Source organism: Alterinioella sp. B-7, from assembly GCF_056857775.1.
In genome coordinates this window covers 749698-764111 of record NZ_JBSXNT010000039.1, presented here as the reverse complement: position 1 = coordinate 764111, position 14414 = coordinate 749698, and the positions used below count along the sequence as shown (strand labels likewise).

The following is a 14414-nucleotide window of genomic DNA, read 5'->3' as shown; positions in this document are numbered from 1 at the left end:
TCAGGTATCCCCCGTGCGTTTGCGATAGACGATGTCGATCCACACGGCCAGGACCAGCACCGAGCCCACCACGATGTTCTGATAGGGCGCATCGACGCCGACCATGGCCATGCCCGATTGCAAGGATTGCATGATCAGCGCGCCCAGGATCGCGCCGTGGATGGTGCCGATGCCACCCGCCAAGGCGGTGCCGCCGATCACCGCTGCCGCGATCACGCGCAATTCGTCCAGCGTGCCGATATCGTTGGTGTGGTTGCCCAGGCGGGCCGAGGCCACGACCGCCGAGATGGCGGTAAGCGCGCCCATCATGGCGAAGATCTTGACCGTCAGCATCCGCGTGTTGATGCCCGACAGTTCCGCCGCGTCGGGGTTGCCGCCAGTGGCGAAGATGTAGCGGCCAAGCCGGGTGCGGCGCGCGATGATGGTCATGCCGATGGCGATGACGATCAGCAGCAAGACCGAGACCGGCAGGCCGTAGCCGGTGGTAAAGCCTTCGGGCATTTCCTCGCCGCGCGCCTCGAAGTTGCGGCGCAACCGGCCGATGGGCACCTGGTAGGAGTTCAGCACCCAGATGAAGCCCAGGATGGCCCCGGCGGAAATCGCCGACAGCGTCACCTCGGCCCAGACCGGTTTGACGGGGAAGTCATGCGCGGCCTTGTTGCGCCGTGCGCTCCAGATCCCCCAGATGGCACCGGCGGCGGCGATGCCGCCCAGAACCCAAGACCAGGTCGGCCCGAGCGTGCCGTTGATGCCGCCGAAGACCAGGAAATTGTCGTCAAGCGGGCCGATGGTCTGGCCCCGCGTCAGGAACCAGCCGACATTGCGCCAGACCAGCAGGCCGCCAAGCGTGACGATGAAGGCCGGAATGGCCAGGTAGCCAATGAGCCAGCCGTGAAACGCCCCGATCAGGGTGCCCGCCACGATGCCCACCACGATGGTGACGGGCGCGGTCAGGGGATGGTTCAGGCCAAGGCCCAACAGATCCGGCAGGATCTCGGTCTGGGTCATCGCCATGATGGCCGAGCTTGTGGCCAGCAATGCGCCGACGGACAGGTCGATATGGCGGGTGACGATCACGAAGACCATGCCGCAGGCCATGATGGCCACCGAAACCGTCTGGATCGTCAGGTTGAAGATGTTGCGCGAGGTCAGGAACCTGCCATCGGTCATGATATTGAACCCGATGGACAGAAGGATGAAGGCGCCGACCATGCCAAGCAGACGGGTATCCAGTTCCAGTTGCTGGAACAGGGATCTGCGGGCGTGTGAGGGAAGCGGCTGAGACGGGGCGTCGGTCATGTCCGGACTCCTGGCTGTCAGCATGTGGGTGATGCGCCCCCGCGAAGGGACCGGGGGCGCATCGGTGTCAGGTTACATGTCGCAGGGCGCGGGGCCGTCGGTGACGCCCTGGCAAAGCGCCTCGAGCTCGATCCAGCCGGCATCGACCACGACGGCGAGGTTGTCGCGGGTAATCGGGACCGGGGCCAGGAACATCGCGTTCATGGTGGTGCCACTGGGGCTGGTCCATTCCTGCGCGCCCTCGATGTCTTCCATCGCGGTGCCGCCTGCCAGCGCGACGGCGATCTCGGCGGCGTTGCGGCCAAGGTCACGGGCGTCTTTCCAGACCGATACGGTCTGGGTACCCAAAGCGACACGGTTCAGCGCGGCATGGTCGCCGTCCTGGCCCGAGACCGGGATGCCGTCCATGCCCTGCGCGGTCAGCGCCGCGACAACGCCACCGGCGGTGCCGTCATTGGAAGCGACAACCGCATCGACGCCATTGTCGGTCGCGGTCAGAATCTGCTCCATGTTGCGCTGCGCGTTGGCGGGCAGCCAGCCATCGGTATAGGATTCGCCCACGATCTCGATCTCGCCGGCGTCAATCGCCTCCTGCAGCACTTCCTGCTGACCGCCGCGCAGGAAATCCGCGTTCGGGTCGGTGGGCGAGCCCTTGATCATGACGTAGCGGCCGGTGGGCGCTGCTTCCAGCACCGCGCGGGCCTGCATCCGGCCCACTTCCACGTTGTCGAAGGTCAGGTAGAAGGCGCGGGGGTCTTCGATCAGGCGGTCATAGGCGATGACCGGAATGCCCTCATCGGCGGCGGCCTGAACGGCGGGGCCGATGGCCTGCGCGTCCTGCGCCAGGATGATCAGCGCATCGACACCCTGGGCGATCAGGCTTTCAATGTCCGACAATTGCTTGGCGGACGAGGATTGCGCATCGGCCGAGATATAGGTGGCCCCGGCCTCTTCCAGTGCGGCGACGATGGCGGCCTCGTCGGTGGCCCAACGCTCCTCCTGGAAATTGGACCAGCTGACGCCGACCGTGATGCCCTGTGCGAACGCCGTGGTGGCGAACATGACCGCGATCAGAGTCGCGGCGAATCTTTGCAGAAATTTCATCTATTCCTCCCTGGTACAGTGCGGGAATCCCCTCCCCGGGGTTCCTCGACGTGATGTTACGCTAGCAGCAATTTTTTTGAAGATCAAATTAAATAACGCCAGCAGGCTTGCCGATTTATTTTTTTTGGTGAATTATCTTCCGAGGGAGGGCGCCATGGCCGGAGCCGCACGCGCAACGCACGGGATGGAACAACGCGAGGTCGGGCGCCAGCAGGTCTTTGACACGATCCGGGCGGCGGGCCGCATCGCACGCATCGACATCGCGCGGCAAACCAGCGTCAGCCCCGCGACGGTCACCGCGATCACCTCGGAATTGCTGGCCGCGGGCCTGATCGAGGAGATCGTGCCGGAAGACCGCGAGGGCGCGAAACGGGGCCGTCCGCGCGTGGCGCTGAAGATCAGGGGCGCGGCGCATCTGCTGGCCGGCCTCAAGATCGCCGATCGCGCGGTCACGGTGATCCTGGTGGATTTCGAGGGGCAGACGGTCGCCGAATACGATCAGCCCCTGCCGCATCCCGTGATGTCGCCCGCGGAGATGGTGGGCCTGGTCGAGGCGGCGCTGGACGGGGCCTGCAAACTTGCCGGGCGCAGCCGGACGGAAATATCGGGCGCGGGCGTGGGCCTTTCGGGCCTGATCGACGCGCGCAACAATTTCGTGCATTGGTCACCCAACCTGGACGCGCGCAACGTCCATCTGGGCCGGATGCTGTCCGAGGCCCTGCCCTGCCCCTTCTTCATCGACAATGACGCCAACCTTGTCGCCAAGGCCGAGCAGCTGTTCGGCGAGGGGCGCAACACCTCGGATTTCATCGTCATCACCATCGAGATGGGCGTCGGCATGGGCATCGTGATCGACAACCGCATCTATCGCGGCGAACGCGGCTGCGGGGCGGAGTTCGGCCACACCAAGGTGCAGCTTGACGGCGCGCTCTGCCGCTGCGGCCAGCGTGGCTGCCTGGAGGCCTATGTCGGCGATTACGCCCTGCTGCGCGAGGCCAATATCCGGTCGGGTGCCGCGCCCGAGGAAGACCTCTCGCGGCTCTATGCCCGCGCGCGGCGCGGCGATGCGATGGCGCAGAGCATCCTGGACCGGGCGGGCCGCATGTTCGCCATGGGGCTGGCCAATGTGATCAACATCTTCGACCCCAAGCTGGTGATCCTGTCGGGCGAACAGATGGCCTATGACTTCCTCTATTCCGAGGCGGTGCTGGCCCGCGTGCGCGCCTCGGTGGTGCAGGTCGATGCCCCCCTGCCCGAGATCCGCATCCATGAATGGGGCGATCTGATGTGGGCCAAGGGGGCGGCGGCCTACGCGATGGAGGGGGTCTCGGCGCTGACCATAAAGGGGCTTGCCACGAATGAAACTTAGCATGGTCCTGATCCTTCTGCCCGGGGTGGCCCTGGCCGATCCGGTCTTCGAGCCGCGCACGCTGCCGGAACACATCTATGGCGGCGGGTGGGAGCATTTTGTCGGCGGCGGTGTCGCTGCCTTCGATTGTTCCGGCGACGGGCTGCCCGAGCTTTTCGCGGCGGGCGGCGAGAACCCGGCGCAACTGATGCTGAACCAGGGCGGGATGCAGTTCACCGCTGAGACGCCCGAGGCGCTGGCCCTGACCGGCGTGATCGGGGCCTATCCGCTGGATATCGACAGTGATGGCGTGCTGGACCTGGCGGTGCTGCGCGTGGGCGAGAACCGCCTGATGCGTGGGCTTGGCGGCTGTGACTTCGCGCCGTTCGATCTGGGTTTCACCAGCGACGCGCGCTGGACCACCGCCTTTTCCGCGACCTGGGAGGCGGGCGAGACCCTTCCGACGCTGGCCTTCGGCAATTACGTGGATCGCAGCGACCCGGAAGGGCCGTTCGAGGCCTGCGATGCGAATTATCTCTACCGGCCCGAAGGGGACCGCTACGGGGCGCCCATTCGGCTGGAGCCGGGGTTCTGCGCCCTCTCGATGCTGTTCACCGATTGGGGGCGGCAGGGCCGCGCCGATCTGCGGGTGTCGAATGACCGGCATTACTACGTGCGCGGCGGGCAGGAGCAGATGTGGGCGATGACGACCGACCCGCGCCTCTACGGGGCCGAGGATGGCTGGAACACCCACCAGCTTTGGGGGATGGGAATAGCGAGCCGCGACCTGGATGGCGACGGGCTGTCCGAGGTCTACCTGACCTCGATGGGGGACCAGCGCTTGCAGCTGCGGGCAGGCGAGGGACCGGCTTACGTCGATGCGCCCTATGCGCGGGGCGCGACGGCGCATCGGCCCTATACGGGCGGCGACGGGCGGCCCTCGACCGGTTGGCACGCGCAGTTCGGCGATGTGGATAATGACGGCTGGGACGATCTGTTCGTCGCCAAGGGCAATGTCGAGCAGATGCCGGGCAGCGCCATGGATGACCCGAACAACCTGCTGATGGGCAGCGCGGATGGCGTATTCCGCGAGGTCGGCTTGCAGGCCGGGGTGGCCAGCATGGCGCGCAGCCGGGGGGCGGCGCTGGCCGATCTGGATGGCGACGGACGGCTGGACCTTGTCGTCGTCAACCGGCGCGCGGAGATGGAGCTTTATCGCAATGTCAGCGACGATACCGGCGCATGGTTGCAGATCGACCTGGCGCAGGGCACGGCCAATCGATTGGCCGTGGGCGCCTTTGTCGAGGTTCGGGCCGGGGATCGGGTCTGGACGCAGGAGGTGACAGTGGGCGGCGGCCATGCCGGAGGTGTCGCGGGGCCGCTGCATTTCGGGCTTGGCGATGCGGAAGCCGTCGAGGTCCGGGTGATCTGGCCGGATGGCGTGGCCGGCGCGTGGCAGAGCGTTGAAACGGATCAGAGGATGACAATCACGCGCGACGGCTGAGGGCGGGGGACGGCCAGTCGACTGGCCGTGTCCACGCGATTTCGAAATCGCGTGCACGTCGCTTGGAAGCGACGATCATCGCGCAACCGGCAGACCGCTCGGCACCGCATCCGGCACGCCAAGGCGGTCCTCGCGCGGGTCGGTCAGGGCGTCGAGGAAGGCGATGAGGTCGGCAATCTCGGGATCGCTCAACACCATCGGGGCCAATTCGTTCGCCGCCGCAATGGCCGCCATCTCGGCCTCATCCTCCAGCACCCGCCAGTCGGCGACATCCAGCGCTGGCAGCACCGCCTGGCTCCGGTCATACCCCATCAGCGCCGCGACCGGGTCGAGGTGGTGGCGGATCACGCCCTCCAGCGTCGCATAGGCCCCGGCATGGCCATAGGGTGCGGTTTGCGTCACGTTGCGCAGGCTCGGCGTGCGGAAGGCATAGGCGTCGGCGGGATCGCCCGTCACCCGCATCCGGCCCTCGTCGCGGGCATGGCTTTCGAACCGTGCCGCCTTGCCGGGGCCGATCTGCACCATGGCGATGGCGTGGAAATCCTGATCGGTCTGGAACCGGCCCGCATGGCAGCTGCTGCACCCCGCGTCCCCGTAGAAGAGCGCCCGTCCCCGTTCGGCGGCGGCGGGCAGCGGCTCGCCTTCCAGGTAGCGGTCGAAGGGGCTGTCATCGGCGCGCCATTCATGGGCGATGAACTCGGCGATGACATTGCCGATATCGGTGAAGCGGATCTCTGCCCCCTGCCCCAGAACCGCATCGAACCGCGCGCGGTATTCCGGGATTGCCGCGACGCGGGCCGCGATCCGGTCCCAGGCGCCGCCGGGTTGCGAAAGGAACCCCATGCGGACGGCTTGAGCGATCTCGTTCTCCGAATAATGCCCGGCCATCTCGTCGCCCGAGAGCACCGGGAACATCGCCTGCGCGGCAAGGACCGAGGTGAAGCCCGCCACCATATCCTCGCCCAGGGGTGTGCGGATGCCGCCGGGGCGGGTGGGATCCGCCTCCAGCCGGCCATCATGGAACATGACGCTGAATTCCGCCGCACCAAGGTTGAAGAGGGCGGGCGCGTTGCGCGGGATGCGCTGTTCGGGAAGGTTGGCGGGGTCTGCCCGACGCTCCGGCCCGAGGCCGATGCCGCCATCGCCAAGCCCGAGCGAGAGGCCATCGGATGTGCCCTGCGCGGGGTTGTGACAGGTGGCGCAGGAGACCTCCCTGTTGCCGGAGAGGATCGGGTCGTAGAAGAGAAGCTGGCCCAGTTCGACGCGGGCCGGGTCGGTCGTCATCCAGTCGACCGGCGGAAACTGCTGCGCGAACGCGAGCGCGGGCAGTGGCAGAAGGGCGAGGATCAGCCAGCGCATGACGCCTCCGCGATGTCCACCCGCAGGCATTGGCGATAGGGGCGGTCGGGGTCGATCAGGATCGAGGGGAAACCGGGCTGGTTCAGCGCATCGGGCGGGGCCTGCGGTTCGATACAAAGCCCGTGGAAGGGCCAAAGGCTCTTGTCGGTCCAGCCGCCCGCGCGCGCGGTCAGGTGCTTGGCGGTGTAGAGCTGCGCGCCGGGCTGGTCGGACCACATCTTCAGGCGCAATCCGTTCGGCGCGCCGAGTTGTGCCACGGGGGCATCCGGGTCGCGCGCCTCGGGGAAGATCACATTCACATCCATCCCCTCGCGGGTCGGGTCCATTGCGCCAAGCGCGGTGGTGTCGCGGAAATCGTAGCGGCTGCCGTCGACCGGCAGGATTTCCCCGGTCGGCAAGCCGCGCCCGTCGACGGGCGTGCGGCGGTCGGCGATGCAGGTCAGGTGATGCGACCAGACCTCGCCGCCGCCCATCAGGTTGTAATAGTTGTGCTGCGCCAGGTTGACGGGGGTCAGACGATCCGCCGTGGCCGCCATGTCATAACGCACGCAAGTGCCGCGCAGGGTGACGGTGACGGCAAAATCGACCAGGCCGGGATAGCCTTCCTCACCATCGGGGGATCGGTAGGTGAAGCGGATCGCGTTCGCGGCGCTGTCGCCCTCGACCTGCCAGTGCCGCCTGCTGAGGCCGCGCAGCCCGCCATGCACATGGGTCTGGCCTTCGTTCTGCGACAGTTGGTGGCTGGTATCGTCGATCTGCAACCGCCCGCCCGAAGTGCGGTTGGCGACCCGTCCGACGATAGCCCCGAGATAGCAATCATCGGTCAGGTAGGCGCGCGGCGAGGCATAGCCCAGGATCACGGGCACCGAGGCCCCGCCGCAAGGCACCCACCAGCCGCGCGTCACCACCCCGAGATTGAGCAGCGACAGGCGCACATCGCCATCCTGCAACTCCGCCTCGATCAGCGGGGCATCGTCCGGGCCGCCAATGCGCCTGATCTGCATAAGCGGCCCCCCTTGCCGTCACGTGAAGCGGTTCACGACATTTTCCAGGTATTCCTGCCGGCCCGAGCGGGGTTCGGGGTTGATCCCCTCGGCCTCCACCCGCACGGCGATCTGGTCAAGGTCGCGCTTGCCGTCCAGCATGGCACGCGCCTCGTCGCCTTGCCAACCTGCATAACGGTCCGACACGAAATCGGCGAGCGTGCCATCCTCGATCATCGCCTGCGCCGCCTTCAGCCCCCGCGCGCAGACATCCATGCCGCCGATATGGGCCATCAGCAAATCCTCCGGATCCAGCGATTGCCGCCGCAGCTTGGCGTCGAAATTGGTGCCGCCGGTCGAGAAGCCGCCGCCTTGCAGAATGTGGTAATAGGCCAGCGCCACCTCGGGCACGTTGTTGGGAAACTGGTCGGTGTCCCAGCCCGATTGGTAATCGTTGCGGTTCATGTCGATGGAGCCGAAGATGCCGAGCGCCTGCGCCAGCGCAATCTCATGCTCGAAGCTGTGGCCCGCCAGGATCGCGTGGCCCTGTTCGAGGTTCATCTTGACCTCGCCCTCCAGCCCATGGCGCTTGAGGAAGCCGTAGACCGTGGCGACATCGTAATCATACTGGTGCTTGGTGGGCTCCTGCGGTTTCGGCTCGACCAGGATCGCGCCCTTGAAGCCGATCTTGTGCTTGTAATCCACGACCATGTTCAGCATACGGCCAAGCTGCGCATCCTCCTGTTTCAGGTCGGTATTGAGCAGCGTCTCATAGCCTTCGCGCCCACCCCACAGGACGTAGTTTTCACCCCCCAGACGTTGCGTGGCATCCATGCAGGTCTTGATCGTGGCCGCCGAGAAGGCGAACACATCGGGGTCGGGATTGGTCGCCGCGCCCGACATGAAACGGCGGTGCGAGAAGAGGTTGGCGGTGCCCCAGAGGAGCTTGATCCCGGTCGCCTCCATCTTGGCCGCGAAGTAATCGGTGATTTCCTCAAGGTTGCGCGTGTTCTCGGCAAAGCCTGCGTCTTCGGGCCGCACATCGGCGTCGTGGAAGCAGAAATAGGGCGATTTCAGCAAGGTGAACATCTCGAAGGCGACGTCTGCCTTCAGCTTCGCGGCCTCCATGCCGTCCTTGAACCAGGGGCGCTGAAACGTCTGGCCGCCAAAGGGGTCATTCCCCGGCCAAGTGAAGTTGTGCCAGTAGCAGGTGGCGAAACGCAGGTGATCCTCCATGCGCTTGCCGGCCAGCATCTCGTCGGGGTTGTAATGGCGGAAGGCCAGTGGATTGCGGCTGTCCGCGCCTTCAAAGGGGATGTCGGTGATGTCGCCGAAGAAACCTGTGGTCATGTCAGAACTGCCTTCAAACTGGGATAGAGCGCGCGGTATTTTGCATAAGCCTCGGCATAGGCCGGGGTCAGGTCGGCGCGCGGGTCGATGGTGGTGGCCACTTGCGGGGCCCCCATGATGTCGGTGACGGAATGGCCGGTTGCCGCCATCGCCAGCCGCGCCGCGCCGAGGGCTGCGCCGAACTCACCCTGTGCGGGCAGTTTCAGCGGCAGGTCGAGAATAGTGGCCAGGCTTTCCAGCCAGAAACGCGAGCCGGTGCCGCCGCCGATCGCAAGCACGGCGCTGAGGTCGGTGCCGGTGGATTTCAGCGCCTCAAGACTGTCGCGCAGGGCAAAGCCGACGCCTTCCATCACCGCCTGGGTCAGGGTCCGGCGATCATGGCCGATGTCGAGGCCGAGGAACGCGCCGCGCATGGCGGCGTCGTTATGCGGCGTACGCTCGCCCGAGAGGTAGGGCAGGAACAGGACCGGGGCGGGGCCGGTGGGGGTGTCGGGCATGGTACCCGCCAGCGCCTTGGGGGTATCGCCGAGCGTGCCCGCCAGCCAGTTCAGGCAATCGGTCGCGGCCAGGATCACGCCCATCTGGTACCAGGTGCCGGGGATGGCGTGGCAAAAGCTGTGAACGGCGGTTTCCGGCGCGGGGGCAAAGCTGTCCTTCGCCGCCAGCAGCACGCCCGAGGTGCCGAGCGAGACAAAGCCGTCGCCTTCCTTCAGGCACCCGACACCGCAGGCCGCCGCCGCGTTGTCGCCGCCGCCGCCCGCGACCTCGACCGGGCCGGTGACGCCCCAATCGGAGGCAAGCTCTGCCCGCAGCCTGCCGCTGGTTTCGCTGCCCTCGACCAGCCGGGGCATCTGATCGCGGCGCATATGCGAGGCCGAGAGCAGCCTGTCGGACCAATCCCGCGCGCCGACATCCAGCCACGAGGTTCCGGCGGCATCCGACATGTCCGAGACGTGCGCGCCGGTCAGCCAGAGGCGCAGGTAGTCCTTGGGCAGCAGAACCTTGGCGACCTGCGCGAAGATCTCGGGCTCATGGGCCTCGACCCAGAGCAGCTTGGGCGCGGTGAAGCCGGGAAAGACGATATTGCCGGACAGCGCGCGGACATCCGGTGCGCCGTCCAGCGCCGCCGCCTCCGCCGCCGCGCGGGTGTCGTTCCACAAGATACAGGGGCGCAGCACACGATCAGACTTGTCCAGCAGCGTCGCGCCGTGCATCTGACCGGAGAGGCCGATCCCCTTGAGCGCGGCCAGCGCCTCCGGCACCTCGGCGCGCAGGCGGGCCATCGCGCTTTCGCAGGCGGTGATCCACTCGGTCGGATCCTGCTCGCTCCAGCCCGGATGGGGATGCTGCGCGGTGCACGGGGCCTCGGCCGAGGCGACGGGCGCGCCGTTCTCATCGACCAGGAGGGCGCGCAGGCCGGACGTGCCGAGATCAAGACCCAGATACATGCGTTCCTCCCCCGAGATGAATTATTTTACTGTCGAAAATATATTCACGACCGAGGGGAGGTGTCAATGGGATCTACATCTGGCTCGGCAGCCAGAGCACGATCATCGGGAAGGCCACCAGCAGCGCGATGGTGATGGCGTCGGCGATGAAGAACGGCATGACGCCCTTGAACACGTCCTGCACCGTGATGTCGGGGCGCACGCCCGCGACGACGAAGCAATTGAGGCCGATGGGCGGCGTGATCAGGCAGAACTCGGCCATTTTCACCACCAGGATCCCGAACCAGATCGCGCACATCGGCCCCGACATGCCGAAGGCGCTGGCCTCGGCACTGACGTTCATGCCGCCATTCAGCGCCATGATGGCGGGGAAGACCACAGGCAGGGTCAAGAGAAGCATCCCGATCGCGTCCATGAACATGCCGAGCACGGCATAGGCCAGCAGGATCATGATCAGGATCAACAGCGGCGCCATGTCCAGCGAGGTCAGCCAGTCGGAGAACGCGCCGGGCAGGTCGGCGAAGCCCAGGAAACGGACATAGATCAGCACGCCCCAGATGATTGTGAAAATCATGACGGAGAGCTTGGCGGTCTCCATAAGCGCGTCGCGCAGCTCCGGCCAGCGCATCCCCCGGTAGAGCGCCATCAGGAACACGATGAACGCGCCGATGGCCCCGCCCTCGGTCGGTGTGCCCCAGGCGTCGCCGCCAAAGGGGTTGTAGACGAAGAAGATGATGATCACGACCACCGCCACGATGGGCAGCGCGGGCGGCAGGGAGGCAAAGCGCTGTTTCCAGGTGAAGCCGGTCACGCGCGGGCCGAAATCCTTGATGGTCAGCGCCATGCCGATGATCAGCGCCGTATAGACGAAGGCCGAGAACACGCCGGGAATGAACCCCGCCAAAAGCAGCGCGCCGACATCCTGTTCGACGATGATCGCGTAAATCACCAGGATCGCCGAGGGCGGGATGAGGCTGGCCAGCGTGCCCGCCGCCGCCACCACGCCGGCGGCGAATTTCTTGTCATAGCCGATGGCCAGCATTTCCGGAATGGCGATGCGGGCGAAAACGGCGGAGGTGGCGACGGACGCGCCCGACACGGCGGCGAAACCGGCGGTGGCGAAGACGGTGGACACGGCCAGCCCCCCCGGCACCCAGGCCATCCACCTTTTAGCGGCCTCGAAGAGCGCCTTGGTCAGCCCCGCGTGATAGGCGAGATAGCCGATCAGGATGAAGGTGGGGATGAGGCTGAGCGCCTGGCTGGAAATCTTGGAATGCGGCACCTGTCCGGCGGTCTGCACCGCGACGCCAAGCGCCCAGGTGAAGGCCTCGGGGTCATAGCCACGGCGGCTCCAGAAGATCCAGATCAGCCCGACGAGGCCCGAGATCCCGGCGGCGAAGGCCACGCGCATCCCGAGGATGACCGAGACCAGCATGAAGCCGGTGACGATGAGGCCGATGGTGATCGAATCCATGATCAGCGCCCCTTGTCGTCGTCATCGTCGCCGGTGACCGTCGCGGCCTCAAGTGCCGCCTGTGTCGCGGCATCGGCGATCAGGGGCACGCCGACGGGCCGCTCGGTGCCCTGCACGACGGCGCGGGCGTAGACGAAGACCTGCAACATCAGCCGCAGGCAGATGACCCCGAAGGCCACCGGCACGATCAGCTTGGCGGGCCAGATCGGCAGGCCGATATCCATCGAGCTGTCGCGGCTCCAGAGCGGTTGGGACATGTCGAAACTGCGCAGGAAATGCGCGAAGGTGCCCCAGACCAGAAGCATCATGAGGATGAGGATCAGAAGCGTCGTGGCCAGTTCCGCCAGCCACAGCGCGCGGCCCTTGAGGTTACCGACCAGCAGGTCCATGCGGATATGGCCGCCCTCGCGCTGCGTATAGGAAATGCCCATGAAGGCAATCAGCGGCATCGCCTGTTCGATCCAGTCGACATAGCCGGGGATGGGCTGGTTCAGCGCGTTGCGCCCGCCGACCGAGATCACGGCCAGGATCATCAGCGCGAAGACGGCCAGACCGCTGATCAGGGCAAAGAGCTTTTCGACCTCCAGCAGGCCGCGATCCAGCCGGCTGACGGTGCTGTCATCGGTCATCACAAGGGATGCTGCGGCCATGACCGTCCCCCCTCCTTCATGTCACGTAAAAAAGATGCGCCCGCCCCGGTTGCGCACCGGGGCGGGCGCGGGCGGGCTTTACATGCCGCCCTCGGCGATCATGCCGGTGACGAAATCGTAGAGCTCCTGCGCGGGCAGGCCGCGGGCGGTGTTCTCTTCGATCCAGGCCTGCGCGGCGGGCTCGGCGGCGGCTTCGCGGAAGGCTTGCAGCTCCTCCTCCGAGAAGGTCACGCGCTCGATTCCGCGCTCGTCCAGTGCCGGGCCCCATGCGGCCATCGTCTGCTCGTTGTAATAGTCGATATAGTAGTCCAGCGCGTCATCGACCGAAGACATCAGCACCTCGCGATGCTCATCGGAGAGGGCGGCCAGCGCGTCGGAATTGACCACAACGGGGCAGTTGACCGTTCCGGGGTTGAGGTTGGTCGTCCACCATTCGCCGGTTTCGATGGTGCCGAAGGACATATGCGCATGCGGGGCAAAGCTGACGCCCTGCACCAGCCCGCCATCGAGCGCCTGGCGCACCTCGGTCGCGGACATGGAGTTCGGCACCGCGCCGATGGTTTCCATCGCGGCACCGATGCCACCCGTGGCGCGCACAGCCATGCCGTCGAAATCCTCCAGCGTCTGCGGCGCATCGCCGACACCGACGATATTGTATTGCGGCAGCGGCGAAGGCATCAGCAGCACCGCGTTCCAGCGCGCAAGATCGGCCACGACCGCCGGATGTTCATAGAGCGCCTGGCTGATCTCACGCTCCTGTTGCAGGTCGCTGACGCCCAGGAAGGGCAGTTCCAGCACCGTGATCGAGGGGTTCTTGTCGGCGTGATACCCGGCACAGAATTGCGCCATCTCGAAGGCCCCGATCGAGATCCCGTCCAGGTTCTCGCGGTTGCCGGAGAGGCCGCCATAGGAAATGTTCAGCGTGAATTCGCCATCGGTGCGCTCGTCCAGCAACTCGGCCAGGCGTTCGATATGCTCGGTGAAGGCGCGGCGCGAGCCCCAGACCGAGACATTCCATTCCGTGGCCAGCGCCTCGGCGGCAAAGCTGACGCTGATGGCCGTGACGGCGGTGGCGGTAAGCAGGTTTTTCATCGGATCCTCCCAAAATCCTGATTGTTGGATGGGGCGGAGTTTTCCATACCCGGTCGCGTTTGGCCATGAAGGATATCGCAAGGGCGCGTGGCGCGGGGCCTGCGGATTTCCGCGCGCGGCAGCGCGTCAGCCGACGATCAGGCCAAGCTGGCCGAGAAGGTCGGCGGCCTGGGATCTAGAGATCATGGCCCCGCGAAACCGCGCCGCGTCCCCCATCTTGACGCCGCCAAGATCGGCCCCGCGCAGGTCGGCCCCTTCGAACCGGGCCTCCGAGACCTCGACATCGCGCAGGCTGCAATCCTGAAACACCGCATCGCGGAAATCGCATTGCGTCAGGTCGGAGCCCGCCAAATTCACGCCCTGGATCATGCGGCCGCGCAAGGACAGACCGGACAGGCGCGCGACGGCCAGATTGCTGCCCGCCAGCGTCAGATCGGTTGCTTGGGTGCCGCTCATGTTCACGCCGAGCAGCTTGCAATCGGCAAATTCCACATCCGCGGCAATCATGTCCGACAGGTTGCCATTGCTCATGTCGCAGCCAATGACGCGGCATTGCATCAGCCGCGCGCCGCGCAGGATCAGTCCGGGGGCGTGGCAGGCGGTGAAGCGCACCTCCTCAAGGATAGCGTCGCTGGCCCGCGCGTTGTCGAGATGGCAGGCGTCGAAATGCCAATCGACCAGTTCCAGGTCGCAAAGGTCGATGTCGATCATTTGGCAGCCGGCCAGCGTGACGGGGCCGCCAGAGGCCGCGAGGGTCTCGATATCGTCGCGGCTGAGGCTCTGGTCGGTGATCTCGGGCATTG

The 14414-nt window shown here is 66.2% G+C and carries 12 protein-coding genes; 2 read left to right on the top strand and 10 right to left on the bottom strand.

Annotated features, from left to right (window positions below):
- The gene (locus AC13C7_RS18745) at positions 1-1299 is read right to left on the bottom strand and encodes a sugar ABC transporter permease (RefSeq protein ID WP_482868358.1); all 1299 of its coding nucleotides are present in this window, start codon (positions 1297-1299) and stop codon (positions 1-3) included.
- A gap of 72 nt (positions 1300-1371) precedes the next feature.
- The gene (gene xylF / locus AC13C7_RS18740; protein ID WP_172319995.1) at positions 1372-2403 is read right to left on the bottom strand and encodes a D-xylose ABC transporter substrate-binding protein; all 1032 of its coding nucleotides are present in this window, start codon (positions 2401-2403) and stop codon (positions 1372-1374) included.
- 154 nt (positions 2404-2557) lie between these two features.
- Here xylF and AC13C7_RS18735 point away from each other — a divergent pair, with 154 nt between their 5' ends.
- Together AC13C7_RS18735 and AC13C7_RS18730 are read left to right on the top strand one after the other, a co-directional pair.
- The gene (locus tag AC13C7_RS18735) at positions 2558-3772 is read left to right on the top strand and encodes an ROK family transcriptional regulator (protein WP_482868357.1); all 1215 of its coding nucleotides are present in this window, start codon (positions 2558-2560) and stop codon (positions 3770-3772) included.
- On the top strand, positions 3762-5255 hold the full coding sequence (locus AC13C7_RS18730; protein WP_482868356.1) for a CRTAC1 family protein: 1494 nt from the start codon (positions 3762-3764) through the stop codon (positions 5253-5255). Before AC13C7_RS18735 ends, AC13C7_RS18730 begins: the two co-directional genes overlap by 11 nt.
- 75 nt (positions 5256-5330) lie before the next feature.
- Here AC13C7_RS18730 and AC13C7_RS18725 read toward each other — a convergent pair whose 3' ends face one another.
- The 8 genes from AC13C7_RS18725 to AC13C7_RS18690 all read right to left on the bottom strand — a co-directional run bounded on the left by AC13C7_RS18725 (position 5331) and on the right by AC13C7_RS18690 (position 14412).
- Positions 5331-6614: a cytochrome-c peroxidase gene (locus tag AC13C7_RS18725; RefSeq protein ID WP_482868355.1), complete on the bottom strand. Its 1284-nt coding sequence runs from the start codon at positions 6612-6614 to the stop codon at positions 5331-5333.
- Entirely contained in the window at positions 6602-7618 is a 1017-nt protein-coding gene (locus AC13C7_RS18720; protein WP_482868354.1) for an aldose epimerase family protein, read from the bottom strand. The genes AC13C7_RS18725 and AC13C7_RS18720 overlap by 13 nt, the downstream gene beginning before the upstream one ends.
- Before the next feature lie 18 nt (positions 7619-7636).
- On the bottom strand, positions 7637-8947 hold the full coding sequence (gene xylA / locus AC13C7_RS18715; protein ID WP_482868353.1) for a xylose isomerase: 1311 nt from the start codon (positions 8945-8947) through the stop codon (positions 7637-7639).
- Positions 8944-10395 carry a xylulokinase gene (xylB, locus tag AC13C7_RS18710; protein ID WP_482868352.1) on the bottom strand — a complete coding sequence of 484 codons (1452 nt, stop codon included), beginning with the start codon at positions 10393-10395 and terminating at the stop codon, positions 8944-8946. The genes xylA and xylB overlap by 4 nt, the downstream gene beginning before the upstream one ends.
- Positions 10396-10468: 73 nt before the next feature.
- Positions 10469-11869, bottom strand: coding sequence for a TRAP transporter large permease (locus AC13C7_RS18705; RefSeq protein WP_172320001.1), 1401 nt, complete (start codon positions 11867-11869; stop codon positions 10469-10471).
- 2 nt (positions 11870-11871) lie between these two features.
- Positions 11872-12519 carry a TRAP transporter small permease subunit gene (locus AC13C7_RS18700; RefSeq protein ID WP_446120933.1) on the bottom strand — a complete coding sequence of 216 codons (648 nt, stop codon included), beginning with the start codon at positions 12517-12519 and terminating at the stop codon, positions 11872-11874.
- A gap of 78 nt (positions 12520-12597) precedes the next feature.
- Positions 12598-13611: a C4-dicarboxylate TRAP transporter substrate-binding protein gene (locus AC13C7_RS18695; protein WP_172320003.1), complete on the bottom strand. Its 1014-nt coding sequence runs from the start codon at positions 13609-13611 to the stop codon at positions 12598-12600.
- A gap of 126 nt (positions 13612-13737) precedes the next feature.
- Positions 13738-14412, bottom strand: a complete 675-nt coding sequence (locus AC13C7_RS18690; protein WP_482868351.1) for a pentapeptide repeat-containing protein — start codon at positions 14410-14412, stop codon at positions 13738-13740.
- Between the last annotated feature and the right edge of the window lie 2 nt (positions 14413-14414).

Bases quoted from the DNA above. Each gene is read 5' to 3' on its own strand.
- xylB (WP_482868352.1), bottom strand. From the start codon at position 10,395: ATGTATCTGGGTCTTGATCTCGGCACGTCCGGCCTGCGCGCCCTCCTG.
- AC13C7_RS18690 (WP_482868351.1), bottom strand. From the start codon at position 14,412: ATGCCCGAGATCACCGACCAGAGCCTCAGCCGCGACGATATCGAGACC.
- AC13C7_RS18735 (WP_482868357.1), top strand. From the start codon at position 2,558: ATGGCCGGAGCCGCACGCGCAACGCACGGGATGGAACAACGCGAGGTC.
- xylF (WP_172319995.1), bottom strand. From the start codon at position 2,403: ATGAAATTTCTGCAAAGATTCGCCGCGACTCTGATCGCGGTCATGTTC.
- AC13C7_RS18705 (WP_172320001.1), bottom strand. From the start codon at position 11,869: ATGGATTCGATCACCATCGGCCTCATCGTCACCGGCTTCATGCTGGTC.
- AC13C7_RS18730 (WP_482868356.1), top strand. From the start codon at position 3,762: ATGAAACTTAGCATGGTCCTGATCCTTCTGCCCGGGGTGGCCCTGGCC.
- AC13C7_RS18720 (WP_482868354.1), bottom strand. From the start codon at position 7,618: ATGCAGATCAGGCGCATTGGCGGCCCGGACGATGCCCCGCTGATCGAG.
- xylA (WP_482868353.1), bottom strand. From the start codon at position 8,947: ATGACCACAGGTTTCTTCGGCGACATCACCGACATCCCCTTTGAAGGC.
- AC13C7_RS18700 (WP_446120933.1), bottom strand. From the start codon at position 12,519: ATGGCCGCAGCATCCCTTGTGATGACCGATGACAGCACCGTCAGCCGG.
- AC13C7_RS18745 (WP_482868358.1), bottom strand. From the start codon at position 1,299: ATGACCGACGCCCCGTCTCAGCCGCTTCCCTCACACGCCCGCAGATCC.
- AC13C7_RS18725 (WP_482868355.1), bottom strand. From the start codon at position 6,614: ATGCGCTGGCTGATCCTCGCCCTTCTGCCACTGCCCGCGCTCGCGTTC.
- AC13C7_RS18695 (WP_172320003.1), bottom strand. From the start codon at position 13,611: ATGAAAAACCTGCTTACCGCCACCGCCGTCACGGCCATCAGCGTCAGC.